We start from the raw sequence: 26,307 nt of genomic DNA, 5'->3' as shown, positions 1-26,307 counted from the left end.
GCCCCTACAACCACTACCGAATAAGTCTCAACCTTCTCATTGAGGATGATCCGTCTCATCGGTCTTGTACGGCCAAGGAGAACCGCCCGTGAAACTGCGCATTGAACGAGATGCACTGGTCGACCAGCTGACCTTGGCGAGCCGGGGGGTCAATGCGCGCGGGGGCGGTTTGTTCGTGCTGACCGGATTGCACTTGCGAGCTGACAGCGAGGGACTCACGGTCACGGGCACCGATCTTGATCTCACCGTGCGCACACAGCTGCGTACGCCAGTGGAGACGGAGGGCGAGACCGTGGTGCCAGCCCGGCTGCTGACCGACATCGCCCGGGCATTGCCGCCAGGCGAAGTGGACGTTCAGGTTGACGATGACGAGGTGCAGATCACCAGCGCACGAGCGCAGTTCTCCGTCCGGACCCTGCCGACCGCCGATTTCCCCACCCTGCTGCAGCCGACAGGAGACGACGTCACCGTGCCGGCCGGCGACTTGGCGCAGGCGTTTCGCCAAGTGGTCCGCGCGGCAAGTTCTGACGATGCCCGGCCGATCCTGACCGGAGTGCTCATGGCGGCCCGGGGCGACGGCTTGCGGCTGGTGGCCACCGACTCGTACCGACTTGCCCTGCGGGACCTGCCCGAGGCGCAGGTGCTCGAGCCGGGGCAGCAAGTGCTCGTTCCGTCTCGGGCCCTGGAGGAGCTTGGTCGGATCCTGGATGCCAGCAAAGACGTGACCATGCGGCTCGGAGAGCGGGAGGTTGCCTTCGAAGTCAGCGACGATGCTCAGTCGGCTCAGGTGACGTGCCGCCTCATCGCGGGCGACTTCCCCAGCTATGAGCCGTTGATTCCTGACTCTCATGACAACCGGCTGGAGGTCGACCGTGCCGCGCTGCTTGACGGTGCACGCCGGCTCCGTCTGCTGGCCCGCGATACCAATGCACCGCTGCGAATGGAATTGCGTCCCGACAGCATCGAATTGACGGTCATCAGCCAGGACGTCGGCAGCGCGAGCGAGGAAGTCGATGCAAGCTACGAGGGTGAGCCGACCACGGTCGCCTTCAATCCCGATTATCTCATCGAGGGACTCGACGCGGCCGGCGGTGACACTGTCGAGCTGGTGCGTCTCGATGCACTGAAGCCCGCTGTGCTGCGGACGCCCGGACAGGGAGAATTCCTGTATCTGCTGATGCCCGTTCGGGTGTCGTGATCATTGTCTGGCTGAGCATCGAGAACTTCCGGAATCACCGGTCCACGAAACTGTCGCTCGACGCAGAGCGGACGCTCGTAGTCGGGCCCAATGGACACGGCAAGACCAACCTGCTGGAAGCCGTCGCGTTGCTGGATGGCTCGGGTTCGTTCCGCGGGGCGAGTGCGGAGACACTGGTGCGCGCCGGCTGCGATCGGGCCTTCGTGCGTGCCGAGGTCCGGCGAGCGCGCCGCACGCACCTGGTGGAGATCGAGATCGCGGTGGCCGGCAAGTCTCGGGCGCAGGTGAACGGGCAGCGGATCCGGTCACTGCGCGACCTCGCTGAGGTGGTCAGCGCGGTGGTGTTCTGCCCTGCTGACCTGTCGATCGCGGCGGGCGGACCGTCGGTGCGCCGCGAGCTGCTCGACAATGTGCTGACCGGCACTGACCGTGAGTACCGGACAATGCGGCTCGATTTCGAGCGAGTGCTGCGACAGCGCAACAACCTTCTGAAGCAAGCCGGACACCGCCCCGACGACGAGGCCTTCACAACGCTCGATGTCTGGGATGCACAGCTCGCGGACGTGGGCGAGGCCATCGCACAACGGCGCGATGCCCTGTGCACAGCGTTGGTGTCTCCGGCTCAGGACGCGTACTGCCAGCTCGCCGGAGGCGCCGCGAACCTGAGATTGTCCTATGCGGCCGAGTGGCGCGACAGCAGCCTCGCTACCGCGCTGGCGCAGGCACGCTCGGTCGACCTGCGACGCGGTACCACCACGGTTGGTCCGCACCGCGACGACATGACGATCTGCTTGGACGGTTTGCCGGCACGCACTCACGCGTCACAAGGGGAACAGCGCAGCATCGCTTTGGCGCTGCGGTTGGCCCAGCATCGGTACACAGCGCAGATCAGCGGGACCGAACCGATTGTGCTGCTGGACGATGTCTTCTCTGAGCTCGACGAAGGTCGGGCCCAACGTCTCATCGGTTGCTTGCCCGCCGCGCAGACCGTGGTCACCTCGGCCACCGGTCACGTGCCACCCGGAATCGAAGCCCGCAGCCAAATCCACATTGACGACGGCGAGGTAGTCTCAAGATGAGCAGACGCCGTCGCGCAACAGGTGGCCGCGAGCCGCGGTCGATCGGCGACTCGCTCAAAGCAGTCACTGCCGGCTTCGGTTCACGAGGCCGCGCGATCGACCTCAACGAGCGCTGGGCTGAGGCCGTCGGCGAGGCCATAGCGGCGCACTCGCAACCCGAACGGCTCGACGCAGGCCGGCTCACTGTCGTCGTGGACGATCCCGCCTGGGCGACCGAATTGCGCTATCACTCCAGCCGGATTCTGGCCGCGCTGAACGCCGAATCGAGGGCCGCCACGATCTCTGAGCTACACCTCCGCGTGCATCCTGGCGCTGGGCACAAAAAACCTCTCTGACCTGCGGTTTTACCGGTACCGAAACGGCTGCTCCTACGCCGAAAATCAGTCGCCGTCCAGTAGACTGGTTGCACTGTGACCGACACGACTCTGGCACCCGCGTCGGCGGGCACCGGCGACGGCCTGGTGGGTGCCGTCGGCACTGACAGCACCGTTGCCGGCGACTACAACGCCGATGCGATCACGGTGCTCGAGGGTCTCGAGCCGGTTCGTGAACGTCCCGGAATGTTCATCGGCTCGACCGGCCCCGGCGGCTTGCACCATTTGGTCTACGAGGTCGTCGACAACGCCGTCGACGAGGCCATGGCAGGGCACTGCAGCTCGATCGAAATCACCTTGCGAGCAGACGGAACGTGCAGCGTCACCGACAACGGTCGCGGCATCCCCGTCGGGGCTCATCCGCAGTATCCCGACAAGTCGGCGGCCGAAGTTGTCCTGACCGTTCTGCATGCAGGCGGCAAGTTCGGCGGCACCGGATACAAGGTGTCCGGCGGGCTGCATGGCGTCGGTGTGTCCGTGGTGAACGCGCTGTCGTCGGAACTAGAGGCTGTCATCGACCGGGATGGCCGCCGCTGGAAGCTGCAGTTCCGCGATGGCGGTGAGCCGGTCGGCGAGCTGACCGACACTGGCCCGACGCCTGACGGCAGCACCGGCACCACCATTACGTTCAAACCCGATCCGACGGTGTTCGATCATGTCGAATTCCGGGCCCAGACCCTGACTGAGCGGCTGCAGATGATGGCGTTTCTCAACGCCGGCCTGTGCATCGGTTTCACCGACGAACGGCGACCCGATCCGGTCCGCCACGAGTACTGCTACCCGGGCGGCATACGCGACTTCGTACGGCATCTCAACGAGACCTCAGAGGCGCTGTTCGACGACGTCGGCTACCTGTCTGCTGCCGAGCGCGGCGACGAGGTGGAGATCGCCTTCCAGTGGAACAGTGGCTTCAACACCGATGGCATCCACAGCTTCGCCAACGGCATCAACACCATTGAGGGCGGCATGCACGCGGAGGGGTTCCGCTCCGCCCTGACCTCGGCCGTGAACGCCTACGCCAAAGACCGCAAGATGCTGCGGCCCGACGACGGCAACCTGCAGGGCGACGACATCCGTGAGGGCCTCACCGCTGTGGTGAGCGTACGCATGGAAGCACCGCAATTCGAAGGCCAGACCAAGGCCAAGCTGGGCAATACCGCCATGCGCAGCCTGGTGCAGAAAGCCGCCTACAGCGGACTTGGCGAGTGGCTCGAAGAACACCCCAGCGAGGCCAAGCTGGTCGTCGGCAAGGCCGTCGACGCCCGCAGGGCACGTATCGCCGCGCAGAAGGCCCGCAACACCGTCCGCAAATCTGCACTGCAAGGCGCGGGTCTCCCCGGCAAGCTCACCGACTGCTCCTCGGGCGACCCCGAAGAGGCCGAGCTGTACATCGTGGAGGGCGACTCGGCGGGCGGATCGGCCAAGGAGGCCCGCGACCCGGCCACGATGGCGATCCTGCCGATCCGGGGCAAGATCCTGAACGTCCAGCGCAGCCGGCCCGAGCGCATCTTCGACAACAACGAGATCAGTGCGCTGATCTCGGCCATCGGTGCCGGTGTCGACGGTGCCACCGGCGAGGGCGGCTTCGACATCGCCAGGGTGCGCTATCGCAAGGTGATCCTGCTGTGCGATGCCGATGTCGACGGCAGCCACATCCGCACGCTGCTGCTGACGTTCTTCTTTCACCGCATGCGCAAGCTGCTGTCGCACGGTTGCGTCTACATCGCTCAGCCACCGCTGTACTCCACCAAGGTCGGCACCGAGACCGTGTATCTCAAGGACGACCGGGCCAAGGATGCGTTCTTGGCGGCGCGGCCCAACCATCGCAATGAGTTCCAGCGCCTCAAGGGCCTCGGCGAGATGGATGCCCAGGAGCTGTGGGACACCACTATGGACCCAGCCAGCCGGACACTGTTGCGCGTCACGCTCGAAGAGGCCGCCACGGCGGATCTGATCTTCAGCATCCTCATGGGCGACGACGTAGACGCCCGCCGGGGCTTCATCCAGAACAACGCCAGCGACGTCCGCTTCCTCGACGTCTGATCGTGGCGGGCAGACGGATCCGGCTGGTATTGCCATGAGCGACGACGAACCCGGTACCGGCGCAGGCACGCCCGACGAACGCAGTGTTATTGGCAGTGCCGGCTCGCCTGCAGGCGATGCCATTGGCGTCGTGGACGTCGAGATCCAAACCGAGATGGAGCAGTCGTTTCTGGACTACGCCATGTCGGTCATCACCTCGCGGGCGCTGCCCGATGCGCGTGACGGATTGAAGCCGGTGCATCGCCGGATCCTGTGGTCGATGTTCGACACTGGCCTGCGCCCAGACCGCCCCCACAAGAAATGCGCCACCGTGGTCGGCGATGTCATCGCCAACTATCACCCACACGGCGACGGCTCGATCTACGACGCGCTCGTGCGCATGGGCCAGTCGTTCAGCCTGGCGAACACGCTGATCGACCCGCACGGGAACTTCGGTTCGCCGTCGGACCCACCGGCTGCGTACCGCTACACCGAATGTCGCCTGACCGACTTGGCCATGACGATGGCCGAGGGCATCGATGAACAGACAGTGGATTTCGCTGCCAACTTCGACGGCTCCCGCACCGAGCCGCTGGTGATGCCGTCGCGGTTCCCGAACCTGCTGGTCAATGGCAGCCAGGGCATCGCGGTGGGCATGGCCACCAATATCCCCACGCACAACCTCGGAGAGATCATTGACGCCACGATCCACCTGATCGGGAATCCCGAGGCCTCCGTTGAGGACTTGATGGAGTTCGTGCACGGACCCGACTTCCCGACCGGCGGGCGAATGCTGGGCCGCGCCGGCGCCCGTGAAGCCATGGCCACCGGACGCGGCTCGGTGAAGCTGCGGGCCCGAGCCGAGATCGTCGAGAACGGCAAGCGGTCGAGCATTGTGGTCACCGAGATCCCGTACCAGACCTCGGTCGAGAACATCGAGCGCAAGATTGCCGACGCGGTGAATCGCAAGGTCATCGAGGGCATCACCGAGCTGCGCAACGAGTCTGCGAAGGGCAAGACGCGCTTCGTCATCGAGTTGCGACCGTCTGCCCCGGCGAACGTGGTGCTGAACAATCTGTGGAAGCACACGCCGCTGCAGTCCAGCTTTGCAGTGAACATGGTGGCGCTGGTCGACGGGGTGCCGCGCACGCTGAATCTCAGGGATGCCCTGGTGGCGTATGTCGACCATCAGATCGAGGTGGTCACCCGCCGCAGCCAGCACCGGCTGGACGAAGCCAGAGCGAGAGCGCACATCGTGGAGGGCCTGCTGCGTGCGCTGGATCTGATCGACGAGATCATCGCCCTGATCCGCGCCAGCGATGATCGGGCTGCAGCACTCGCGGGGCTCTGCGATGAGCCGATGTCGTTCAGCGCTGAGCAGGCGAACCACATTCTGGACATGCAGCTCAGCCGCCTGACCCGGCTGGGGCGCACACGGCTGAGCGACGAACTGACTGAGCTGACGCAGGTGATTGCCGAGCTAGAGGCCATCTTGGGTGACGATGGCCGACTGCGGCAGGTCATCATCGATGAGCTGAGCGCACTGCGTGACGGGCATCAGACGCCGAGGCGCACGGAGATCGTCACCGACCCCGGCGAGATGGACGCGGAAGATCTCATCGAGGACGAGCCATTGGTGGTAACGCTGACGCGTGAGGGCTACGTGAAGGCAACCTCGCCCGACGTGTTCCGCACGCAGGGGCGGGGCGGTCGCGGTGTGCAGAGCGCACGGCTCAAGGACGACGACGTGGTGGTGCGGGTGCTGCTGACCACCGCGCATGCCTGGCTGCTGTGTTTCACCAACCGCGGCCGGGTACATCGGTTGAAGGCGTACGAGGTGCCGCTGACCAACCGCACCGCGCGGGGCACGGCGCTGGTGAACCTGCTGCAGCTCACGGCAGACGAACGAGTCGAGGCCGTAGTGGAAGCGCGGGAATTCCCGTCGGATCGGTACTTGATGTTCGTGACCCGTCGCGGTCAGGCGAAGAAGACACCATTGAGCGCGTACGAGAACATCCGCGCCAACGGCTTGATTGCGCTGAGCCTGCGCGAAGGTGACGAACTCGTGCGCGTGCTCGAGACATCCGGTGATGACGACGTGCTGGTGGTGTCGCGGGCGGGCCAAGCCGTACGGTTCGGCGAAGATGACGTGCGGTCGATGGGCCGCAACGCGGCCGGCGTTCGCGCCATGCGTTTACGCGAGGGCGATGTGGTGGCATCAGCCGATGTTCTGGACCCCGACGATGCCCGCGACCTCTTGGTGGTGACCAGCGCCGGAGCAGCCAAGCGCACCGGGGCAGCGGAATTCACTCGTAAGGGCCGCGGTGGCCTCGGAGTGAAGGCCGTGAGACTGGCCGAGCCGGATGCACACGTGGTAGGCGCCCGCCTTGTCGACGATGACGATGAGCTACTGCTGGTGTCCTCCAGCGGCGTGCTGATCCGAACACGGGTGTCGGATATCTCCAGCCAGGGACGTGCCGCGTCCGGTGTGCGTGCGATGTCGCTCGACGACGGCGAGCAGGTCGTGGCGATCGCGCCGGTCGAGCTCTCAGATCTCCCCATTGCCAGCGAAGCCGATGGCGAGTCGCTCGAAAATCCTTCGGATGAGGCAGATCCGGCGTCGTAGCGTCGGCTGATGCCGACGTGTGCGTCGCGTACGACTCAGATCCAGAGCGGGCAGGCGGCACTGCCAGTGGCGCTGCTGGCGCTGGCGTTGCTCGTAGCGCTGGGTTTGGTGGCCCGCTGGGGTCAGGCGGCGCTGGCAAGCTCACGAGCCCAAGCCGCCGCGGACGCTGCAGCGCTGGCGACGCTCGTAGCTTCGGACCACATCGCGATCGCGGACGGCGTGCTTCCCGATGACGCGACCGCGTCGGCCATAGCCCTCGACGCTGGCGGGGAATTGGCATCATTCGAAGTTCGCGTCGGCGATGACACGGTCCAAGTGGAGGTGATCGTGGAACTCGATGGCCAGCGAGCGTCGGCTGCCGCCGCGGCACCGTTGCCGCCGGTGGATTCGGCGACCGGGGGTCCTGCGGGCTGACTCCTACACTGCGAAGCGTGGCCGATGCGACATCGGGTGGGGAGCCGCCGTCGCCGGAGCCGGGCGGGCCGACTCCCACCGACGAACTCTTCGCCGAGGCGCTGGGCATTACCCCAGCGAGCAGCACCCGTCGTCGCCGTGGCCGCACGCCGGCCGCACAGAATCCGGCGCCCGCTGCATCCATGCCGCCTCAGATCCCCCCGTCGCAGGGCCAGAGCGCGCCGGCCCATCTGCCGCCGGGCCAGACGCTGCCACCACCACCTCCTGCTGCAGCCAGCCAGCCGGCGATGGCCCCACCCCCCTCTACCTCGACGCACCCCCAAGAATCCCCGGCGGTGCGCTGGGCATGGCTGGGCCAGCGTCGAGCCCGGGTCCGGCGAACGCATCGGATCCTGCGTCACATCGATCCCTGGTCGGTGTTCAAAGTGTCGGTGCTGCTGTACGCCTGCTTGTATGTCGCGGTGCTGGCAGCGGGTGTGCTGCTGTGGAATGCGGCTCAGCGCTCAGGTCTCGTCGACAAGGTGGAGTCGTTCATCACCGAAGTCGGCTCCTATGAAAGCTGGACCATCGACGGCATGGTGATCTTCGGGCGTGCCCGGATCATCGGGCTCATCGTCGCCACGGTCGGCGTGGCCTTCAACGTGGTGATGGCGATCATGTTCAACCTGATCAGCGATCTCACCGGCGGCATCCGGGTCACGGTGCTCGAAGACGAGCGCCGCCCGCCCGCCCGCTGAGAGGCTGAAACCAGCGGGCGCACTAGTTGGCCACTTGGCTGTAGTGTGTGCGGCTCCGCGGGGCTATAGCTCAGTCGGTTAGAGCGCACCCCTGATAAGGGTGAGGTCGTTGGTTCGATTCCATCTAGCCCCACACGCACACTGCATGCTTCCAGCGGCCGAGCCCGTGGCCCGAGCGGCCCGTGAGCGGAGCGAACAAGAGCGGGAAGCTCAGTGAGCTTTCTTCGCCGTGCGTTGCTCGCCGTCGTCGTGGGTGGATTGGTCACGGTCGTTCTGCGGCTGCGCTCGTCGCAGGACATCCCTCGCCGTGAAGGCAGCTGGCGTGAGCTGGCCGGACCAGACCTGCGGTGATTGCTGAATACATGAGCTCGATCGGATGAGCACAGTCGCGGTCATCGGTGCGGGCGCGGTGGGGCAGCGAATCGCCCGGCAGCTGGCCTCACGGCCCGACGTCGATCGTCTCGTGCTGGGATCGCGCCACACTGCTCGCCTGCGCGGCCTCGCTGCACAGTTGCTCGATGTGGACGTGGAGGTGCTGGAACCCGGTGCCTTGCCCGAAGCGGATGTGGTGGTGCTCAGCCTGCCGAGCGGCGGCCACGCTGCGCTGGCCGGCAAGGCCCTCGAGCGCCATTCGCACGTGGTGTCGCTGTCGGGTGCTGTGGCCGACGTCGAGCAGTTGCTCGAGATGAACAAGCGAGCCATGAATGCCAAGCGGTCCGTCGTGGTCGGTGCGGGCTTCTCGCCGGGATACAGCTGCCTGCTGGCGCGCCACGGCGCCGCCCGATTCGACGTGGTCACCGAGGTGCACATCGCCCGGGTCGGCACCGGCGGTCCGGCATGCCAGCGGCAGCTGCACCGTGCCAGAACCGGCACCTCGGTGGATTGGCGCGACGGTCAATGGCGCCGCCGGCGCGGCGGATCGGGTCGGGAGCTCGTGTGGTTCCCCGACCCGCTCGGCGCCCACGACTGCTACCGGGCGGCGCTGGCGGATGCGCTGTTGCTGGTGCCGGCGTTCAGTGATGTCGAACGGGTGACCGCTCGGGTGGCGGGCACGCGGCGCGATCGCCTCACGGCCATGCTGCCGATGCTGCGGCCGCCCCATCCCGAAGGCGGGCCGGGCGGGGTGCGGGTGGAGCTGCGCGGCGTGCGAGACGGCCGCCACCGCACTGACGTGCTGGGCGTGATCGACCATCCGAGTGCGGCTGCTGCCGCGGTGGCAGCGACCGCTGCCGGCTGGGCGCTGGCCGACGAATTGCCCACCGGCGCGTGGGGGCTGGGGATGCTCGACGACCCGTTGCCGTGGCTGGCCGAGCTGGCCGAGCGAGGCGTCCGCGCCGCCGCCTACGAGGGGGCGCGCCTGTGACGCTGGGAGCGGAGGCGCTTGCCGCCTCCGCTGCGGGCACACGGTCAGAAGCGCACGTCCCGCTGCCACTCATCCAGCAGCTCGGTGCGGCCGAACGTTTCGAGCCGTTCGGGGCCGATGCGACCCCACGCGAACAGCAGGAGGTCTTGCGCCGGGCCTCGTGCAGCTACGTCGCACTTCGCATGCGCACGCTCCACCTGCATCCCGTCGGGTGTGCGGGTGATGACCCATTCTCCGTCAGCGTCGGTGGCGTGCAGGTGCAGGGTCTCGCCGTTTCCGGCGAACCCGTCCGGTAGCCGCAGGCGCACATAGACATCGAAGAGTTCGTCGACGCCGTCGACCGCGAGTTCGGGTGCTATCGGAGCAGGCGTGATGCCGAGGGCGGCTTCGGCATCCCACCGGTGCATCGTGGATTCGTGGGCCATGCGTCGCCACCAGAAGCTCATCGACTGGTTCTCGGGGTCCCACGTCCAGGCTTCGGCGTCCGGTGGGCGCTCAGTCATGAGATCGGTGAGTGCACCGAATGCCTCTGCGTGCCACTGCGACACCGAACCGGCAGGCTTGGTGAAGCTGGCCGGGTCGACGCGCGCTCCCGCGGTGATGCTGCTGTGCACGAACGTCCACACCGTGGCGCAGTGCTCGATCAGTGCTTCGAGGGTCCAGTCTCCGCAGCTGGGGACGCGTCTGGCCCACATGTCCGGCGAGCGTTCAGCATCTGCGGCGATTTCGTTGAGTCGCGCGCCTTCTGCAGCCCGCAACTCTGCGTACCCTGTGGCATTCATGGCCTGTGATCTCCTGCTCTTGCCGGTCGAGCCAATGGCCGCAGCCATGACGTGAGCGGGCTCCTGGCGTCGATTCCCAGCCCGTCGCGGAGCTACATCTCGCTCGGCCCGCTCGATATTCGAGCCTATGGCGTTGCCATCGCGGTGTCGGTGCTGGTTGCGCTGTGGATCACCTCCCGCCGCTGGCGCCGGGCCATCGCAGACCGGGACGATGCGTATCGGGCTAGCGCCAACGACTTGGTCGGGACGATCGCCATCTGGGCGGTCCCCGCTGGCCTGATCGGTGCCCGGCTGTACCACGTCATCACCGACTTCGACCGGTACCAGGACAGCCTCGGCGACGCGCTGAGGATCTGGCAGGGCGGCCTCGGCATCTGGGGCGGCATCTCGGTCGGCGTGCTGGTGGCGGTGTGGATGCTGCGCCGTGGCGGGCACAGCACCGGAGCGATGCTCGATGCGCTGGCGCCCGCGCTCGCGGTGGCCCAGGCCATCGGCCGGCTGGGGAACTGGTTCAACCAGGAGCTGTACGGTCAGCCCACGGACCTGCCGTGGGGGCTCGAGATCGACCAGGCGCATCGTGTGGCCGGCTACGGCCTCGAAGAGACGTTTCATCCCACGTTCGCCTACGAAGCGCTATGGAATCTGTGCCTGGCCGCGACGCTCGTGTGGGTGGTCCCCAAGGTGCTGCCGCACCTGAGCGCCGGCTACCTGTTCGCGGTGTACGTACTCGGCTACACCGCTGGGCGGCTGTGGATCGAGCTGCTGCGCATCGACACTGCCAACGAGCTGTGGGGCGTGCGGATCAATGTGTGGACCAGCATCGTGGTCGGCCTCGCAGCGCTGATTGCCGTGCTGGTGGGCCTGCGCCGCGGCCCCGATTCAGCTCAGCAAGCTGATCAGGGTCTCGCGGGTGGCGGCTTGCTCGTCGAGGGTGCCGAAGGCCGATCCGGCGAATGACGTCACGCCGCAATCGGCCAGCGCATTGATCCGGTCGCTCACCTCGGCGGCGCTGCCGATGACGGCGATGTCCTCGGGGCCGCTGAGGCCCTCCCGGTCGAGCATCGCCCGGTAGCTGGGCAGCGTGCCGTACACCACCAGGTCCTTGGCGGCTCGCTCGCGGGCGGTGCCCGCGTCATCGGTCACGCACACCGGGAAGCCGGCCACTACCTGTGGCGCCGGCCGCCCGGCCTCGGCGGCCGCCTCGTTGATGGTGGGCGCGGTGTGATCCCGCAGCGTCGCCGGTCCGGTCATCCAGGTGAACGTGCCGTCGGCCATGCGTGCAGTCAGACGCAGCATCTGGCTGCCCAGCGCAGCGACGAACACCGGCGGCGCATCGGCAGCCGGGGGAGTGATCTCGCCACGTCCGACGACGGCATCGCCGCCGTGGGAGACGCGCCGATCTGTCATCAGCTTCGTCAAGATCGTCAGGTAGTCACGCATGTGCGCGATCGGCCGGTCGAACGAGTACCCCCACATGCCTTCGACCACCGGCTTGTGCGACGGACCGATGCCCAAGTCCAGCCGGCCGCCGATCACGGCTTGGGTCGTGAGCGCCTGCTGGGCCAGCATCATCGGGTGCCGCGGGTAGGTGGGCACCACGGCGGTGCCGAGCCGGATGCCGGGCACCTCGCGGCCGGCGACGGCGATGGTGGTCAGCGCGTCGTGGCCGAAGATCTGAGGCGTCCAGTAGCGCCGAAAGCCCTGCTCGGAGGCCTCGCGGATGCTGGCCTCGAAGCGCTCAGGTGTGGTGTCGAATCCGAACAGCTCGATATGCATGCCCGGCAGCGTAACGGCGCGCCCATCGGTGTTTCCGAGCTGCGGCTTCTCCGCTATGGCCTCAGGCGCCGAATTCAGGCGAATGTGTCGAAGAGCTCCTCGAGCGCCTTGAGCTGGCCGCCGCTCGTGCTGGACGGCACCAGGATCGGTGTCTTGCAGCCAGCGTCGAACCATGCCTCGACGCCGTCGCGGACTTGGCTGGCCGACCCGTACAGCGTCGCGTTCGACAGCCAGTCATCGGTCATGGCCCGGTTCAACGCCTCGGAGTCGCCCGCGGCGATCGCCGTCTCAGCCGCGTCCATCTCGTCGACCCAGCCGGCTTGCTTCCAGTAGTTCCGGTAATTCGGCAGCGACACGTAGCCGGCCAGCGTCTTGCGGTTCCGCGCTGCTCCGGCGGCGCGGTCGTCATCGATGACCGTCGGGATCATGTTCCCCACGAAGAAGTCGTCACGGCTTGCGGCCTCGCCGAGGTGCGCCACGGAACTCTGGAAGTCGTTGCAGCTCGCATTGGCCCACACCGCCCCTGAGCTGATCTCGGCCGACAGCTCGGCCATGCGCTGGCGCAGCGTGGCCAGCACGATCGGCGGCAGTTCGCCGTGCTGTGCCGAAGCGGCCTCCATGGCGGCGATGTACTCGCGGATGTCGGCGAGCGGCTTGCCGGGCGTAATGCCGAGGCGCTCATGCACCGGCCCGTGCGTCACGCCGATGCCCAGCCAGAATCGCCCGCCCGAGACCTCGTGGATGAATGCCGCAGTCGAGGCCATATCGACCGGGTTGCGGAAGTAGATCGGCTGCACCGAGGTGCCGAAGTGGATCTCGTTGGTGACATGGGCAATCGCCTGGCACAGCGCCACCGGATCGCCCATCGAGGGGCAGTAGATGCCGCTGAAGCCGCGCTGTTCTATCTCAGCGGCGATTTCCAGGGTGCGTTCACGGCGACCGCGCACGGCCGCCAGCGAGATGGCAGGCATGTTCATGCGGGGTTTCCTAGCAGACGTGCCCGAATGCCGCCGTGGGCTGAGCCGCGAGGCTCTCAGGGCCGCTTGCGGGCCACGAAGCAGTACAGCGGCGTGAAGATTCCCGTCTTGCCGCCGGCGACGTACGCGTTGGCGGTGCGATCGAGCAGCTTGGCGACCTCAGCGGTGCCTCGGGGCAGGATCCTCAACGTCTCAACGAAGCGTGCGGCCCCGATCGCGAGTCGTCGACTCAGTGGTGTCCCGCGCGGGGTGTTACGGGCTGTACCGCTGCGCGCCTCCATCGGCTGATACCACGGCGTCGTCGATCCGTATTCGGCAGTTCCGCGGTCAATGCCTTCGATCACCTCGAATCCTGCCGACTCCAGTGCTTGGTTGACTTCGGCGAACGTCGCGATCTTCTTGAGCGCGATCCCGCGCATGAGTTCTCGCTTGATCTCTTGGTGATTCGTGTTGTCGGCGTCGAACGTGTCGGTCAGGCACATTTCCTGGCCCCACAGCAGTGCGCCTGGCTTCAGCACGCGCGCGATCTCGGTGAAGGCGCCCACCTTGTCCGGTGCGTGGCAGGTCGACTCGATCGCGTAGGCCCGGTCGTAGCTGCCGTCTTCGATGGTGCCCATGTCCATGAAGCTGGTTTCCACGTAATCGATCATGTCGCTGAGGCCTGCTTGGGCGGTCAACTCTCTCGCCCTGGCCAGCTGGACTTCGCTGCTGTTGATGCCGGTGACCGTGACTCCTGCTTCACGGACCACGGTCCGCATCGGCGCGCCGATCCCGCACCCGACGTCGATGACCGACATGCCCTCGCGCAAATCCAGCTTGTCGATCATCAGCCGCTGATGCCGGAGCTTCGAGTCTTCCAGGCTCTCCTGCGGAGACAGCGGTGCGAAGTGGAGCGATTCACCCCAGCCGTAGATCATGAGGTGGCTGCAGATGTCGTAGTACTCCGTTGCCGTCTCGGCGTGGTCGGAAGTCGGGCCGTCGCTCGACGCATACGTCTCGTCGAGCCGCCCGTTCAGCTGCTCCACCCGGTGTCGAAGGTCCGAGCCGCGGTACGACATCTTCAGTCCGCGTGCGACCTGCCAGATGCTGCTCACCCGGGGGAGCCTAAGAGGCTGAGCCCGCAGGGCGAAGCCGTGGCCCGAGCGGCCCGTGAGCGCAGCGAACAAGAGCGGGAAGCAATAGGCGACGCGACTAGCTGGTGGAACAGTCCGCGCATGTTCTAAGAGGCTGAGCCCCGGGCCCGATCCATGTACGCCCTATGGCGATCCTGTGACGGCCGCTTCCCGCATCGGCAGCATCAACAGACCGAGTGCCGCCAAGCTGGTGACGGTGACGAGCCCGATTGCGGGTCCGAACCCGGAGGCGTCGATGATGAAGCCGCAAACCGCCGGACCGGCGAGCGCGCCGACTCCGAGGCCCGTGTAGTGGATGCCGATCACGCCGCCCAGGTTCGCAACTCCGTACCAGCCAGCCAGCACGGAGGGTGTGGCGGTCACCCATACCGCCCAGCCGACGCCGTGAGCAACGGCACTGGCGATCAGCATGGCGGGGTTCCCGTCTGAGATCCACCAGATCGCCAGCGCTGCGGTCATGGCTGCGAAGGCCGCCCGGCACAGCCACATCGGATCGGCGCGGTGACCCAGTGCGCCGCAGGCCAGGCGGGCGGCGACGCTCGTCGCGCCCGAGATGCCGATCAGTGCGGCGGCCAATGCCGGCGCGACACCGCGGTCGACCGCGTAGTCGTTGTAGAACGCGACCGGCGCGTAGAAGCCCGGCCCGATTGCCACGACTGCCGCGAAGAACAGCAGGAATCGGCGCGAGCGCACCAGCCGGGTGACACGAACGAGGCCGGCCGTCGGCAAGCTCACCCGGTCGCCGCGCGTCGCTGCCCAGCCGATGGCGAGGAGAGCCACAGCCGCCAGCACGGCGTAGGTCTGGCGCCAGCCCAGCCTCGAGATCAACGCATGGCTCGCCAGCGGCATGACCAGCGTCCCGGCTCCCACGCCGGCCAGCAGGAAGCCCATCGCCGCTGGCCGCCGTCGCTCGCTGAAGCTGCGACCGATCAGGCCGATCATCGACGGGTAGCAGAAACCCGTGGCGAGCCCGACCAAGACCCCGAAGGCGGCGTAGGTCTGCCACAGCGCATTCGACCAGGCGGTCAGCAGAAGGCCCGCCGACATCGCCACCGCTGCGACTCCGACCAGCAGGCGGGCTCCGTAGCGGTCCCCTATGCGACCTCCGATGGCGCCGCCGGCGTAGTAGGTGCAGACGGCCGTCGAGAACAGGGCGGCCACCGGTCCGGTCGTGGTGTCGAGGTCGTCCGCGATGGGCGTCAGGAAGACTCCGAACGAGAAGAGGATCCCGAACGTCACGAAGTTGGCAGCAAACGCCGCAGCCGCAATCGACCACGGGGCCGACGCGTCCTCCGGTTCGCCCGGGAATCTCAGACTCGATGTGCTGGCCACCAGTCTCCAAGCCTGCCCTGCGCCGGCCTGCCCCGCGGGTTCCGCTGACCTCGCCCGGAATCGCGGGGACCGCTGGCCGGTACCCTCGGTGGCCCTCGCTTCTTGGGGCTGTAGCTCAGATGGCAAGAGCACCTGCTTTGCAAGCAGGGGGTCACGGGTTCGAGTCCCGTCAGCTCCACCATGAGGCTGAGCCTGCAGGGCGAAGCCGTGGCCCGAGCGGCCCGTGAGCGCAGCGAACAAGAGCGGGAAGAAATGGCAGCACGACGAGAAGGTGCGCCAGACAGCGCACGCTCGATGTCCGATGCGCAGTCACCGAAGTTGCTCGCAGGCGGCAACCCGCAGATTCCCAAAGGCGATGGCGACGCTCCCGTGCAGGCCTACATCGCGGCGATGCCGGGCTGGAAGGGCACCATCGCTCGCCAGCTGGATGATCTGGTCGAGCACGTCGTGCCCGACGTGCGCAAGGCCGTGCGCTGGAACTCACCCTTCTACGGCATCGAGGGGCGCGGGTGGTTCGCGAGCTGCCATGCATTCACCCGCTACGTCAAGGTGACGTTCCTGAATGGCGCGCTGCTCGTTCCCGAGCCGCCTGGCTCGGGCAAAGATCCTGATTCGCGCTGGGTGGACATCCCTGAGGATCAATTCGACACCGCGCAGATGTCAGCGTGGATTGAACAGTCGGCAGCACTCGACGGCTGGCATGGGTTCTGATTGACGGCGGGCTGCGATCTCACAACCGCGATCAGCACAATTCGAAGCCAGCCACCGGGCGAGTGGGTCGGCGGTCGACGACCTGGGCACAGAACGCTCGTGCCTCGTCGGTACGACCGGCTTTGACATAGGCCGCGAGCAACGTATTGGTCATCAGGTCACGCTGGGCCCGGCTGCCGCCGATGCGGACGACCTGGGGGATCAGCGGCTCGAGGACATCGATGACCGTCGACCACTTCTCATCGACGAACGCGCTGTAGGCCCGAGCCAGCGTTGCTCCGGTGGTGCCTGCCGGCAGGCGGCCTGCCTCGCCAAGCTCCTGCAGCTGGGTGATGCACGCCTGGAGCTCTTCGGTCTCGCCGAGGACGGCGTAGGTGAGCCCGGCATGGGCATCGACGAACACGATGGGCTGTGGGAACCGCTCCTCGTAGAACTCTCGAACCTGCTGCCAGACGGCGCGATCGCGAGGTTGCCCTGCCAACTCCGATCGCCACATGAACGATGACGAGTCAGAGAACACGGTGATCGGTGGGCTAGTCGTGGTGCCAGGCAGGCAGTTGTGTCGGAAGGCCTGCCATGCATCGTCGTGGCGGCTGACTGCCATGAGCACCAGCGCGTAGTGCCACCAGATGTGGCAGTGCAGCACGCTCGCCGGGTCAGATTCGGGGAGCCACCGATCGAGGAAGTCGACCGCTTCGTCATCTGCGCCGGCTTCGAAGAGCGCATGTACCAGCGTGTGGGCACCGTGGGGGGTGGTTGGCCGCTGTTCGAGCGCATGCTCGGCGAGCTGCCGGCCCCGGTCCCACCGTCCGGTCTCGATGAGGGCGAAGGCATGCACGGTGGCAAACCACCAGTCGTCGCCGTAGTGGGTGGCGAGCGGCTCGAGGAAGGCGAGCAGTTCGGCTTCGCGGCCGATACGGCCTCTGAAGCCGATGGCGCCGAACACGCCGCAGGCGGGCGCCAGGGCGAACGCGTCGCGAGGGAAGTCGATGACGTGTTGGCGGATGAGGTTGAGCGCTTGGGGCACCTGGCCGGTAATGAGCAGCCGCACAATCTCGATGTGCCGCTGTTCCCTGATGGTCGCGCCCCGGCTCAGCTCGACGGCGGCCTCCGCTGAGGCCCGTGCTTCGTCGGGCCGCACGTAGAGCTGGTGCTGGCGGGCCAAGGCGGCGTGAGGGAGGGCAAACCCTGGGTCGGCCGCGATCGCCGTCGACAGGCATTCTTCGACCCCAGCCTCGGCCGACAGCATGCGGTCGATGCCCTGGACATAGGCGTCACGGGCCGCGGCGGATGAGGTGCTCACTTCGAGGCCGTAGCGGTCCTGCATGCGCTCCGTCTCCAGCTTCGCCGCCGTCGGGCTGTCGGTGGCCTCCCGGGTCGCGTCAGATCACCGCCAGCGACCAGACGAGCGGGAGGCCGGACCCCAGCTCGGTCCACTGGGCATCGTCGGACACTTGCCATACCTCGCCGGTGTCGGTGCCGACCAGCACCCCGCCCACGTTGTCAGGATCGGCGATCAGGCCATGGAAGTTGACCGGCGACGGCGAGTGGGCGTCGTCGCAGAGCGACCGCCACGACTGACCGTGGTCATCAGACCTGTAGAGGTCCGCATGAGCCCCGCCGTCGTCCTTGTAGTGGGAGAAGGCCGTGGGCGCGCTGGCGACGGTGACGCTGTAGGGGTCGCGGCGATCGATACACAGGGGACGCGAGTAGCGCGGCACGACGCCCTTCCATGCGTACTGCCATGACTCGCCGTAATCGTCGGAGCGGAACACGCCGGCGTTGCCTTCGAGCTCTTCGGCGACGCCGTCAAAGCGGCCGTATCCGGTGCTGATGAACAGCACCCCCGGCTCGGCGGGGTGGGCGAACATCATGTGGATGTCTGGGTTGTCGCCGGGCAGGTCGACCGTCCAGCTCTCGCCGCCGTCGGTGGTGCGGGCCACACCGCCGACCTCGACACCGACCCAGATGCGGTCGGGATCGTCCTCGTCGATGACGAGCGCACGTGCCCGCCCCGGCAGGGGAGGCTCGACCGGCACGCACCAGCGCTCCGCTTCGGGGAGCGCAGCGAATGCCGTGATCTCGTCCCACGTTGCGCCGTCGTCGTCACTGCGAAACAGGGCCGCGGGCTCGGTGCTGGCGTACAGCCGGCCGTCGCTGGCGGCCCGGATCTGCCACACCTCGCGCCCGGCGAGCTGTGGCCCGGCCCAGGTGATGCCGCCGTCCTCGCTGGTGAACAGGCCGGCGGCCGACCCGGCGAACAGGCGGCCGTCGAGGTTGACGAGGTCGCGGACGTGGCGTGCTTCGAGCGTCTGTCTGGACCCCGCGTCGTCGATGGCGAAGACGCCCTTGGTGGTTCCCGCAAGCAGCTGACCGTTCATGGGCTCACCCTAGATCGCACGCGGAAATGGCGGGTTCGGGCCCTTCAGTTGTTCGCGGGGCTGCTGTGTTCGGGCGCGCGGGGGTCGTTGAGGGAGATAGCCCAGCCGGGTCCGAGTTCGGTGTCGAAGCGGTGCTGGAACATGGGCACGAGCATCGACGCGGGCAGGATGCACTCAGCGCAGGCTTCGTCGGGAATGTGGAGGCTGAGTGTGATGTGGCGTCCGGTGATCGACGCAGTGAGGTCGGCGCGGTCAGCTCGCAGGACAACGGCCAGTTCCTCTACGACATCGGCTGGAGTGATACCAGTCGCCGGTGCGCTCGACTCGTCGGCACTGCCATCCTGAGCATCAGCGGTGGTGAGCAGTGCCAGCACCGTTGGGGTCACTGCATCGGCGACGGCCATCGCCTCGGCTGAGGTCAGGCTGCCGATGGGGTGCGGCACGGTGGCGAATGGGTAGTCGGTGAAGCCCTGCAGTTCAGCGATGGCCTCGCCGGTGGCAGCAAACGGCTCGGTCAGGATCGCTGCGGCGGGCACACCCAGCTCTTCGGAGTGCACGGCATCGAGCACACTGCTCGACGAGCAGCTTCCTCAATCGCCAATGGCGGCGATGATCGCCGTCACGTCGGCGGCCAGCGCCTCGACCTCTTCGGGGGCTGCAGGCAAGTTGGCGGTGGGCTTGAGCATCAGCACGGCGTCGCGCGCTCCGTGGGTCTCGATGAGGTTCTGAGCAACCCGTTGGAGAATCGCAGGGGCGTGTGTCTTGCCGTTGCTCACCAATCCGATGACGGCACCAGCCAGCGATTCGGGCCGCGGTGCGAGCGCTGCGCCCACACCGCTGGCGGGCAGCGTCGGATCCACCAGGGTGACGGTCATGGCGTGAGTATCTCCTGGGTGATGAGCGGGACGCTGCGATCCCGGCTCCAGGTGGGAAAGAACGACGAGTGGCCGCCGGCATCGCCGCCGCCGACCATGAGCGCGATGTCGTCGGGACATGTCCCGCGGGGAACGGAGATGTCTTCGTCGCCGGGCCGCACCTGCGGGTCGGTCTCCATCCATTGCGTCGGGTGGAAGCCGGTGACGTTCCCGGCTGCCTCGACCTTGCCCCCGCGTTTCACCTCGGCGTACGTGCGAGTGGCGTGAGCGAACAGGTACTCCTGCACCTGTGTCCGGCTCCAGCCAGCGGCCCCGAGCTTGCAGGCGTGCTCGGGAGAGAACACCACCAGCGACCGGCCCGAGCTGAGCGAGCCGAGCGCCGACATCGTGTCGGCAAACGTGCCCAGCAGTCCCTCGGGATCTGGCGATGCATGGTTCAGCACGTTGTGTCCCGACTCGGCAGCCATGACGGTCACTGTGCTCTGGCCGGGCGAGTAGCCGAGCGACACGTGGTACGGCTCCCACGGGCTGGTGTCCTCGTCTTCCCCGAAGCACATCGCGTACTTGCCAGCCCAGCCCTGGGTGCTCTTGTCGAGCTTGCCGGGGATGGCGGCGAGGCAGTTCCGCAGCACCAGCCGCACCGCACGTCCGATCGTGGCGTTGGCCCGGAAGCCTGGGCCGAACAGGTTCTCCTTGCAGTGGACACCGATCTCGTCACGGATCGGGCCATTGACTGCGAGGAGGATGGCGGCGCCGCCGGTGCTGGCCGACACGGCGTGCAGCTCGAAGGTCGGGTCGCCGATGGCGGCGAGGGTCGCGCCCACCACCGGGAAATACTCCGGCAGGCATCCGGCCATGACGGCGTTGGCAGCCGCCTTGCGGGCGCTGACCTCGAGGCCTCGTGCGGGCTCGCGCAGCAGAACATCGTCTGCGTCCCAGACGCCGCCGGCAAGCATGGCGTCCACCAGCGGTTCAGTCGGGGGCACCACCGGCAGCCCGTCGGTCCAGCCGGCTTCGAAGCAGGCTTCGATGGCCTGCCACGGGTCGGTCAGCTCGATGTCCCCGTTCGATGTCATTGCCTGCCGTTGTTTCGGTTGCGCGCACCCGAGGCCATCAAACCGCTCCGCCGGAATCCGGTCGCGGTCAATGGCGGTGCCGTCGACGGCGAGGACGCCTGCGGACGAGCCGCTCGTCGAGCGTCTCGCGAGGGTTGGGCGCTGCGGTGACATCGGGCGTGGGTTCCTCGCCTGCCAGCACGGCCACGATCTTCGCGGTGTGCTCGGGGGTGCTGCCGCAGCAACTGCCGATCACGCTCACGCCGGCGGCGTGAACCCGGTGCGAGTGAGCCGCCAGCAGATCTGGCGTGCCGTCATAGACGAGCGAATGGCCGTGCCACACCGGTACGCCCGCGTTCGGCTTGGAGATGACCGGGGTGCCCGGAGCGACTTCGGCAATGGCGAGCACCGCTGCCTCGGTGTCGGGCACGTTGTTGCCGCAGTTGGCGCCGATGGCAGCGAGCTCCAGCGGCCCCAGACGATCGGCCAGCTCGTTGCCGCTGACGCCCATCATCGTGCAGCCGGTGGTGTCGAAGCTCATGGTGACCGCGACGGGCAGGTCGCACACCCGGCGCGCTGCGCGGACGGCAGCTTCGACTTCGTCGAGTGCGCTCATCGTCTCGATCCACAGCAGATCGACCCCGCCTGCATCGAGCGCAGCAGCCTGTTCGGCGAATGCGGCTTCGCACGCTTCGATGCTCATGTCGCCGAGCGGCGCCAGCAGTTCGCCCGTCGGACCCATCGAGCCGGCCACCAGCACCGGCCGCCCCGACCGTTGCGTCTCGGCGTCGGCTTCGACCTGGCCGATCTGCGCAGCGGCAATGTTGAGCTCGCGCACTTGGCGTTCGAAGCCGTGCAGCGACTGGCGGAAGCAGTTGCCGCCGAAGCTGTTGGTCACGATCAGGTCGGCACCCGCCCGCAGGTAGCCGCGGTGGACGGCCCGTATCTCGTCGGGGTGGCTGAGATTCCACTCCTCTGGCGACCATCCCGCCGACAGCCCGGCGGCAAACAGTTGCGTGCCCATTGCACCGTCGGCCACCAGGTAGCCCTTGGACTTCACCAGGTCATTCAGTGTGACGGTCATCGGGCGCTGCGTGTCCTGAGTTGATGCACATGAGGGGAACGGGTCGAGGAGTGATGCCTACAACGGCAACGTACCGCTGCCTGCACGCGCCACACGACCGATTTTCTCGCACGTGCGACGGCATCCGTCGGCACTCGCTTGCCTGCCGTGCAAGCATCTCGCCCAGAGGCTGAGAGGGGTTGGCTATGGATGAGGTGACCTACGAGGTCGACGGGCACGTGGCGACGATCACGTTGAACCGGCCCGACAAGCTCAATGCGATGACCGACGAGATGTACCACGGCATCGGCGAGGCACTGCTCGCGTCCGACGCTGACCCTGCTGTGCGCTGCACGATCGTGACCGGAACCGGCAGGGCGTTCACCTCGGGCCACGACCTCGGCGAGTTCGCAGACCGAACTGCTTGGATGCCGTGGCGGCCTGACCGGTTCGACATCGGTATGGAGACCGCCAAGCCCACGATCGCCGCGATCCAGGGCTACTGCCTGGCGGGCGGGCTGGAGCTGGCGCTGTTCTGTGACATCCGGGTCTGCGACGACACTGCCCAGTTCGGCTGCCCCGAAGTGCGCTGGGCCATCCTGCACGGCTACGGCGCGCTCAGGCTGCCGGGGCTGATCGGCTCGTCGGACGCGATGCGGCTGCTGCTGACCGGCTCGTTCGTCGACGCTGCCGAGGCGCTGCGCATCGGGCTGGTCAGCGAGATGACAGCGCCGGAAGACCTGCAGGCGACTGCCCGTGGCATCGCCGACCAGATCGCCGCCAACGGTCCCGCCGCCATTCGCATGACCAAGGAGATGGCCCTGCGCGGCAGGGAGATGTCGCTGGCCGACGGCCTGCGGCTCTACCAGGAATACACCCGGGCAGCCTTCGCCTCCCCCGACGCGAAAGAGGGCCTGCGGGCCTTCGCCGAACGCCGCGATCCCGACTACGGCGCCTAGCGCGACAACCGAATCGTCGCGGACGATCCCAGCGGCGGCCCGCCAGCAGGATCAGTACGATCCGGGCCCGCTGGGGTTGACGGCGATCCAGGGGTGATGTGCGAGGCGTTCGGGTACTGGATCTGAGCGACGGGCGCGCGGGCGCGTACTGCGCTCGGCTGCTCGCGATGACCGGTGCCCACGTGGTGGTGGGCGAGCCGCCGGAGGGATCGCATCTGCGGCGATCGCGTGTGATCGACACCGCCGCAGGGCCGGTATCGGCAGCGTGGGAGTACCTGCGTGCCAACACGGCGAGCGTCGTCGTCGATCCCGGGACGTCGCTGGCTGAGTTGGCTGGCGACTTCGACGTGGTCGTGCTGGACGTGCACGGCGATTTGGTCTCTGCGCAAGCGGAGATCGCGGCGGCCCGCGAGGCGGATCCCCAACTGGTGGCAGCAGCCATCACGCCGTACGGGTTCACCGGACCGAAGTCGGCATGGCGCGCCGGTCCGCTCGAGCACTGGGCGCTGGGCGGGCACATGAGCCTCAATGGCGAGCCCGACCGGCACCCGCTGCCGGGCGGCGGTCCGTGGCTGACGCACCTGGTCGGTGCGACGGCGGCGATCGGCATCCAGGCGGCACTCGTCAACGCCGTCACAACTGGCCGCGGCGATCTGGTGGAGGTGTCAGCGCTGGAAGCGCTGGCCAATGCCCACCAGTGGAGCTTCAGCCTGTACACCCACAACGGCGTCACCAAGCGACGGTGGGGGAACCGCTTCGGCGAGCAGCACCATCCGCTGGCGCTCTATGAGTGCGTCGACGGCTGGATCTGCATCGCTGCGGTTTCGATCCACCAGTGGGAAGGCTTCTGCATCGCAATGGACCAGGTGGAGCTGCTGGCCCGGGATGACTTCTATGTCCCCGCGGTGCGATTCGACCACGCCGACGAGCTGGACGAGATCATCTCCGCCTGGGCCGCCACGAAAACCGTCGCCGATGCCGTCGCCGTCTTGCAGGACAACCAGGTTCCCTCTGGCCCGGTAGCCAGCCTCGACGACATGCTGGCAAGCGAGCAGCTCGCCGCACGGGGCTACTGGAAACACCTCGACGTCGTCGATGCCCCGACCGACGGCGTCCGGCCAACAACACGGCTGCCGGGACCTCCGGCGCACATCGAAGGTGCAACGCCGCAGTTCCGCGGAGCGCCCGCGCTCGGCGCTGGCCTCGATGTCACAGTGCCGGATGAACGGAGCTGGCCCGCTGGTGCCAAGCCGCTTGCGGGTGTGCGGGTGGTTGAGTTCACGATCGCCTGGGCGGGCCCGCTGGTCTGCCGCATGCTCGGCGATCTCGGCGCTGACGTCATCAAGATCGAGCATCCCACCGCACGGGGACTGGCCATGCCGCCTGCCGAGATGATCCTGGCTGAACGTGGCGGCTGGGAATGGGGACAGCTTCCTGGCCCCCTGTCGCGCAACGGCATCTTCCTCGACAACGACCCCGGCGACGACTGGTTCAACCGCCTCGGCCATTGGAACAAGATGAACCGGTCGAAGCGCGGCTTCTGCCTGGACCTGAAGGCTCCCGGCGGCCGAGATGTGTTGCGCAGGCTCGTCGAGACAGCAGACATGGTGGTGAACAACTACAGCCCTCGCGGCGTTCGCTCCGCTGGCATCACGCCGGCCGAGCTCCGCGAGATGAATCCCGCCATCGTGACGCTCGATATGTCCGGCTTCGGTGCCACCGGCCCCGACGCCGAGCGCATCAGCTGGGGTCCGGTGCTCGATGCCGCCTCGGGCCTGGCGTCCACCACCGGCTACCCAGACTCGGGCCCCTACAAGCAGGGCATCGCATTCCCCGATGTCGTCGGCGGCCTGCACGGCACGGTCGTCGCCCTAGCTGCCCTGTGGCAGCACTGGCACACCGGCGAACCCGTTGCCGTCGACCTGTCACAGCTCGAGACAGCGATCAACGTCGCTGGCGACCAATTCGCCGAAGCCTCACTGCGTCCGGCCGGCGCCTCGCCCCCACCCCGCCGCGGCGCCCGCACACCAGACGCCGCGCCCTCCGGCGTCTACCGATGCCGCGGCAACGACGCCTGGCTCGCCCTGACAGTCGAAGACGACGCAGCATGGAAGGCACTGGCCCGGGTACTCGATGACCCAGCCTGCAACCCCCAATGGACGACCGCCACAGCACGCCACGCCAACCACGACGCCATCGACACCATGATCGAGTGTTGGACAGCAACCCGAGACAAACACGAAGCCGCCGCCGAACTCCAAGCAGCAGGCATCTCGGCCTCAGCAGTCATGACCATCGCGGACATAGTCAACGACGACCACAGCGCAGCCCGCGACCTCATGGTCGATCACGCCCGCCCCGGAGAGCAACCTCAGCTATTCCCGGGACTGCCGTTCCGCTTCGACACCACTCAGGCTGCCGTCAGCCCACCTCCCAAGCTCGGCCAGCACAACGACAAGATCTTGTCTGAACTCGGCTACACCCCAACCGAGATCGCAGCGCTCTACGACTCCAACACCATCGCCACAACCCCACCCGACTGAGACCACGACGGGGCAGAACCGAACGCACGAGCTGTGGCGGCGGCAGGGAACTCTGCGACGTTGCGACCTGCTGGATCGCTGGTCGCTGAGGGCACTGCCGCCGCCACAGCGGGCGCGCGCCTAAGCCATGGTGAGGCCGCCGCTAACCGACAGCGTCTGCCCGGTGATGTACCCAGCCTCTTCGCTGCACAGGAACACGACGGCAGCAGCAACCTCATGCGGTTGACCGATGCGCTTCATCGGCACGGCCCGAGCCATCGCCCCGATGATCTTGTCGCTCGTGTCGGTGGCCGCGGCGATCTCTTCCAGCAGCGGGGTATCGGTGGGCCCCGGGCACACCACGTTCGCAGTGATGCCGCGGCGCGCCACCTCGCGAGCAATGGTCTTGGTGAAGGCGATCACACCGCCCTTGGCACCGGCATAGACGGCTTCGCCCGACGAGCCCACCCGACCGGCATCGGAGCCGATGTTCACAATCCGCCCGAAGCCCGCTTCGATCATGGCAGGCAGGCATCCGTGCGTCGTGCGCAGCGGACCCTTGTAGTTGATTTCGATGACCCGGTCCCAGAAGTCCTCATCGGTCGCCACGAAGGGTGTCAACACATCCCAGCCGGCGCAGTTGACCAGCACTTCGACCGGTCCGAGTTCGTCCACGATCGTCAGCAGGCCTCCCGCAACCGCATCAGCGTCAGACACGTCCATTTCGACGGCGATGGCTGTACCGCCCTCCGCGTTGATCATGGCCGCCGTCTCAGTGGCCTCAGGCACCCGCAGGTCGGCCACGGCCAGCTTCTGGCCAGCCCGAGCAAGCCCGAGGCAGATCTCGCGCCCGATGCCCCTGCCGCCGCCGGTCACCAGCGCCACCCTGGCTGTGCTGTCTGGATCGCTCACGCTGTCTCCTGTCGTC

At 67.3% G+C, this 26,307-nt stretch carries 24 protein-coding genes and 2 tRNA genes; 15 read left to right on the top strand and 11 right to left on the bottom strand.

Going from position 1 to position 26,307, the window contains the following annotated elements; translation table 11 throughout:
• Positions 1 to 88: 88 nt before the first annotated feature.
• The 10 genes from dnaN (at position 89) to ACOQPE_RS05040 (ending at position 9,813) form a co-directional block, all read left to right on the top strand.
• Positions 89 to 1,198 (top strand): DNA polymerase III subunit beta, encoded by a 1,110-nt coding sequence (gene dnaN / locus ACOQPE_RS05085; RefSeq protein WP_420610797.1) that lies wholly within the window; start codon positions 89 to 91, stop codon positions 1,196 to 1,198.
• Positions 1,195 to 2,277 (top strand): DNA replication/repair protein RecF, encoded by a 1,083-nt coding sequence (gene recF / locus ACOQPE_RS05080; protein ID WP_420610796.1) that lies wholly within the window; start codon positions 1,195 to 1,197, stop codon positions 2,275 to 2,277. The genes dnaN and recF overlap by 4 nt, the downstream gene beginning before the upstream one ends.
• Positions 2,274 to 2,612: a DciA family protein gene (locus ACOQPE_RS05075; protein WP_420610795.1), complete on the top strand. Its 339-nt coding sequence runs from the start codon at positions 2,274 to 2,276 to the stop codon at positions 2,610 to 2,612. Before recF ends, ACOQPE_RS05075 begins: the two co-directional genes overlap by 4 nt.
• A gap of 126 nt (positions 2,613 to 2,738) precedes the next feature.
• Complete coding sequence (locus ACOQPE_RS05070; RefSeq protein ID WP_420611357.1) at positions 2,739 to 4,694, top strand: DNA topoisomerase subunit B; 1,956 nt, start codon at positions 2,739 to 2,741, stop codon at positions 4,692 to 4,694.
• 34 nt (positions 4,695 to 4,728) lie between these two features.
• The gene (gene gyrA, locus ACOQPE_RS05065) at positions 4,729 to 7,299 is read left to right on the top strand and encodes a DNA gyrase subunit A (RefSeq protein WP_420610794.1); all 2,571 of its coding nucleotides are present in this window, start codon (positions 4,729 to 4,731) and stop codon (positions 7,297 to 7,299) included.
• A gap of 9 nt (positions 7,300 to 7,308) precedes the next feature.
• Positions 7,309 to 7,713 (top strand): pilus assembly protein TadG-related protein, encoded by a 405-nt coding sequence (locus ACOQPE_RS05060; protein WP_420610793.1) that lies wholly within the window; start codon positions 7,309 to 7,311, stop codon positions 7,711 to 7,713.
• 17 nt (positions 7,714 to 7,730) lie between these two features.
• Positions 7,731 to 8,450 (top strand): DUF3566 domain-containing protein, encoded by a 720-nt coding sequence (locus tag ACOQPE_RS05055; protein ID WP_420610792.1) that lies wholly within the window; start codon positions 7,731 to 7,733, stop codon positions 8,448 to 8,450.
• Between the two features lie 59 nt (positions 8,451 to 8,509).
• A tRNA-Ile gene (locus ACOQPE_RS05050) sits at positions 8,510 to 8,583 on the top strand.
• Between the two features lie 80 nt (positions 8,584 to 8,663).
• The gene (locus ACOQPE_RS05045; protein WP_420610791.1) at positions 8,664 to 8,801 is read left to right on the top strand and encodes a hypothetical protein; all 138 of its coding nucleotides are present in this window, start codon (positions 8,664 to 8,666) and stop codon (positions 8,799 to 8,801) included.
• Between the two features lie 25 nt (positions 8,802 to 8,826).
• On the top strand, positions 8,827 to 9,813 hold the full coding sequence (locus ACOQPE_RS05040) for an NAD(P)-binding domain-containing protein (protein WP_420610790.1): 987 nt from the start codon (positions 8,827 to 8,829) through the stop codon (positions 9,811 to 9,813).
• A 44-nt stretch (positions 9,814 to 9,857) separates the two neighbouring features.
• Here the strand turns inward: ACOQPE_RS05040 and ACOQPE_RS05035 are convergent, their stop codons facing one another.
• Complete coding sequence (locus tag ACOQPE_RS05035; RefSeq protein WP_420610789.1) at positions 9,858 to 10,595, bottom strand: maleylpyruvate isomerase family mycothiol-dependent enzyme; 738 nt, start codon at positions 10,593 to 10,595, stop codon at positions 9,858 to 9,860.
• 51 nt (positions 10,596 to 10,646) lie between these two features.
• Between ACOQPE_RS05035 and lgt the strand changes: the two genes are divergently transcribed.
• Positions 10,647 to 11,552, top strand: a complete 906-nt coding sequence (gene lgt, locus ACOQPE_RS05030) for a prolipoprotein diacylglyceryl transferase (protein WP_420610788.1) — start codon at positions 10,647 to 10,649, stop codon at positions 11,550 to 11,552.
• On the opposite strand, the gene ACOQPE_RS05025 is transcribed toward lgt, so the two are convergent.
• From ACOQPE_RS05025 to ACOQPE_RS05010, 4 genes are all read right to left on the bottom strand, one after another.
• Entirely contained in the window at positions 11,475 to 12,371 is an 897-nt protein-coding gene (locus ACOQPE_RS05025) for a TIGR03564 family F420-dependent LLM class oxidoreductase (protein ID WP_420610787.1), read from the bottom strand. The two genes, lgt and ACOQPE_RS05025, sit on opposite strands and share 78 nt — an antisense overlap.
• A gap of 74 nt (positions 12,372 to 12,445) precedes the next feature.
• Entirely contained in the window at positions 12,446 to 13,348 is a 903-nt protein-coding gene (locus ACOQPE_RS05020) for an LLM class flavin-dependent oxidoreductase (protein ID WP_420610786.1), read from the bottom strand.
• Between the two features lie 56 nt (positions 13,349 to 13,404).
• Positions 13,405 to 14,514 carry a methyltransferase domain-containing protein gene (locus ACOQPE_RS05015; RefSeq protein ID WP_420610785.1) on the bottom strand — a complete coding sequence of 370 codons (1,110 nt, stop codon included), beginning with the start codon at positions 14,512 to 14,514 and terminating at the stop codon, positions 13,405 to 13,407.
• 90 nt (positions 14,515 to 14,604) lie between these two features.
• Complete coding sequence (locus ACOQPE_RS05010; RefSeq protein ID WP_420610784.1) at positions 14,605 to 15,813, bottom strand: MFS transporter; 1,209 nt, start codon at positions 15,811 to 15,813, stop codon at positions 14,605 to 14,607.
• 104 nt (positions 15,814 to 15,917) lie between these two features.
• On the opposite strand from ACOQPE_RS05010, the gene ACOQPE_RS05005 reads away from it, so the two are divergent.
• Positions 15,918 to 15,994: transfer RNA gene (locus tag ACOQPE_RS05005), tRNA-Ala, on the top strand.
• Positions 15,994 to 16,524, top strand: coding sequence for a DUF1801 domain-containing protein (locus ACOQPE_RS05000; protein WP_420610783.1), 531 nt, complete (start codon positions 15,994 to 15,996; stop codon positions 16,522 to 16,524). The genes ACOQPE_RS05005 and ACOQPE_RS05000 overlap by 1 nt, the downstream gene beginning before the upstream one ends.
• Positions 16,525 to 16,555: 31 nt before the next feature.
• Here the strand turns inward: ACOQPE_RS05000 and ACOQPE_RS04995 are convergent, their stop codons facing one another.
• The 5 genes from ACOQPE_RS04995 to ACOQPE_RS04975 form a co-directional block, all read right to left on the bottom strand.
• Positions 16,556 to 17,851 carry a tetratricopeptide repeat protein gene (locus tag ACOQPE_RS04995; RefSeq protein WP_420610782.1) on the bottom strand — a complete coding sequence of 432 codons (1,296 nt, stop codon included), beginning with the start codon at positions 17,849 to 17,851 and terminating at the stop codon, positions 16,556 to 16,558.
• Between the two features lie 55 nt (positions 17,852 to 17,906).
• Positions 17,907 to 18,905: a WD40/YVTN/BNR-like repeat-containing protein gene (locus tag ACOQPE_RS04990; protein WP_420610781.1), complete on the bottom strand. Its 999-nt coding sequence runs from the start codon at positions 18,903 to 18,905 to the stop codon at positions 17,907 to 17,909.
• Between the two features lie 44 nt (positions 18,906 to 18,949).
• Entirely contained in the window at positions 18,950 to 19,780 is an 831-nt protein-coding gene (locus ACOQPE_RS04985; RefSeq protein WP_420610780.1) for a UGSC family (seleno)protein, read from the bottom strand.
• Positions 19,777 to 20,856 (bottom strand): hypothetical protein, encoded by a 1,080-nt coding sequence (locus tag ACOQPE_RS04980; RefSeq protein ID WP_420610779.1) that lies wholly within the window; start codon positions 20,854 to 20,856, stop codon positions 19,777 to 19,779. Before ACOQPE_RS04980 ends, ACOQPE_RS04985 begins: the two co-directional genes overlap by 4 nt.
• 67 nt (positions 20,857 to 20,923) lie before the next feature.
• Positions 20,924 to 21,919, bottom strand: coding sequence for a homocysteine S-methyltransferase family protein (locus ACOQPE_RS04975; protein ID WP_420610778.1), 996 nt, complete (start codon positions 21,917 to 21,919; stop codon positions 20,924 to 20,926).
• Positions 21,920 to 22,104: 185 nt separating this feature from the next.
• On the opposite strand from ACOQPE_RS04975, the gene ACOQPE_RS04970 reads away from it, so the two are divergent.
• Together ACOQPE_RS04970 and ACOQPE_RS04965 are read left to right on the top strand one after the other, a co-directional pair.
• Complete coding sequence (locus ACOQPE_RS04970; protein WP_420610777.1) at positions 22,105 to 22,857, top strand: enoyl-CoA hydratase/isomerase family protein; 753 nt, start codon at positions 22,105 to 22,107, stop codon at positions 22,855 to 22,857.
• Positions 22,858 to 22,955: 98 nt separating this feature from the next.
• On the top strand, positions 22,956 to 25,400 hold the full coding sequence (locus ACOQPE_RS04965; RefSeq protein WP_420610776.1) for a CaiB/BaiF CoA transferase family protein: 2,445 nt from the start codon (positions 22,956 to 22,958) through the stop codon (positions 25,398 to 25,400).
• Positions 25,401 to 25,520: 120 nt separating this feature from the next.
• Here the strand turns inward: ACOQPE_RS04965 and ACOQPE_RS04960 are convergent, their stop codons facing one another.
• A complete protein-coding gene (locus tag ACOQPE_RS04960; RefSeq protein ID WP_420610775.1) occupies positions 25,521 to 26,291 on the bottom strand; it encodes an SDR family NAD(P)-dependent oxidoreductase in 771 nt (256 codons plus the stop codon).
• Positions 26,292 to 26,307: the final 16 nt, after the last annotated feature.

The organism is Candidatus Poriferisodalis sp. (assembly GCF_965219595.1).
GTDB lineage: Bacteria > Actinomycetota > Acidimicrobiia > Acidimicrobiales > Poriferisodalaceae > Poriferisodalis.
This window is presented reverse-complemented; position numbering and strand designations above follow the sequence as displayed.

Excerpts from the sequence above, each read along its gene's own strand:
- ACOQPE_RS05075 (WP_420610795.1), top strand. The coding sequence starts at position 2,274 with ATGAGCAGACGCCGTCGCGCAACAGGTGGCCGCGAGCCGCGGTCGATC.
- gyrA (WP_420610794.1), top strand. The coding sequence starts at position 4,729 with ATGAGCGACGACGAACCCGGTACCGGCGCAGGCACGCCCGACGAACGC.
- ACOQPE_RS05060 (WP_420610793.1), top strand. The coding sequence starts at position 7,309 with ATGCCGACGTGTGCGTCGCGTACGACTCAGATCCAGAGCGGGCAGGCG.
- ACOQPE_RS05040 (WP_420610790.1), top strand. The coding sequence starts at position 8,827 with ATGAGCACAGTCGCGGTCATCGGTGCGGGCGCGGTGGGGCAGCGAATC.
- ACOQPE_RS05035 (WP_420610789.1), bottom strand. The coding sequence starts at position 10,595 with ATGAATGCCACAGGGTACGCAGAGTTGCGGGCTGCAGAAGGCGCGCGA.
- ACOQPE_RS05025 (WP_420610787.1), bottom strand. The coding sequence starts at position 12,371 with ATGCATATCGAGCTGTTCGGATTCGACACCACACCTGAGCGCTTCGAG.
- ACOQPE_RS05020 (WP_420610786.1), bottom strand. The coding sequence starts at position 13,348 with ATGAACATGCCTGCCATCTCGCTGGCGGCCGTGCGCGGTCGCCGTGAA.
- ACOQPE_RS05000 (WP_420610783.1), top strand. The coding sequence starts at position 15,994 with ATGAGGCTGAGCCTGCAGGGCGAAGCCGTGGCCCGAGCGGCCCGTGAG.
- ACOQPE_RS04995 (WP_420610782.1), bottom strand. The coding sequence starts at position 17,851 with ATGCAGGACCGCTACGGCCTCGAAGTGAGCACCTCATCCGCCGCGGCC.
- ACOQPE_RS04990 (WP_420610781.1), bottom strand. The coding sequence starts at position 18,905 with ATGAACGGTCAGCTGCTTGCGGGAACCACCAAGGGCGTCTTCGCCATC.
- ACOQPE_RS04980 (WP_420610779.1), bottom strand. The coding sequence starts at position 20,856 with ATGACATCGAACGGGGACATCGAGCTGACCGACCCGTGGCAGGCCATC.
- ACOQPE_RS04975 (WP_420610778.1), bottom strand. The coding sequence starts at position 21,919 with ATGACCGTCACACTGAATGACCTGGTGAAGTCCAAGGGCTACCTGGTG.
- ACOQPE_RS04970 (WP_420610777.1), top strand. The coding sequence starts at position 22,105 with ATGGATGAGGTGACCTACGAGGTCGACGGGCACGTGGCGACGATCACG.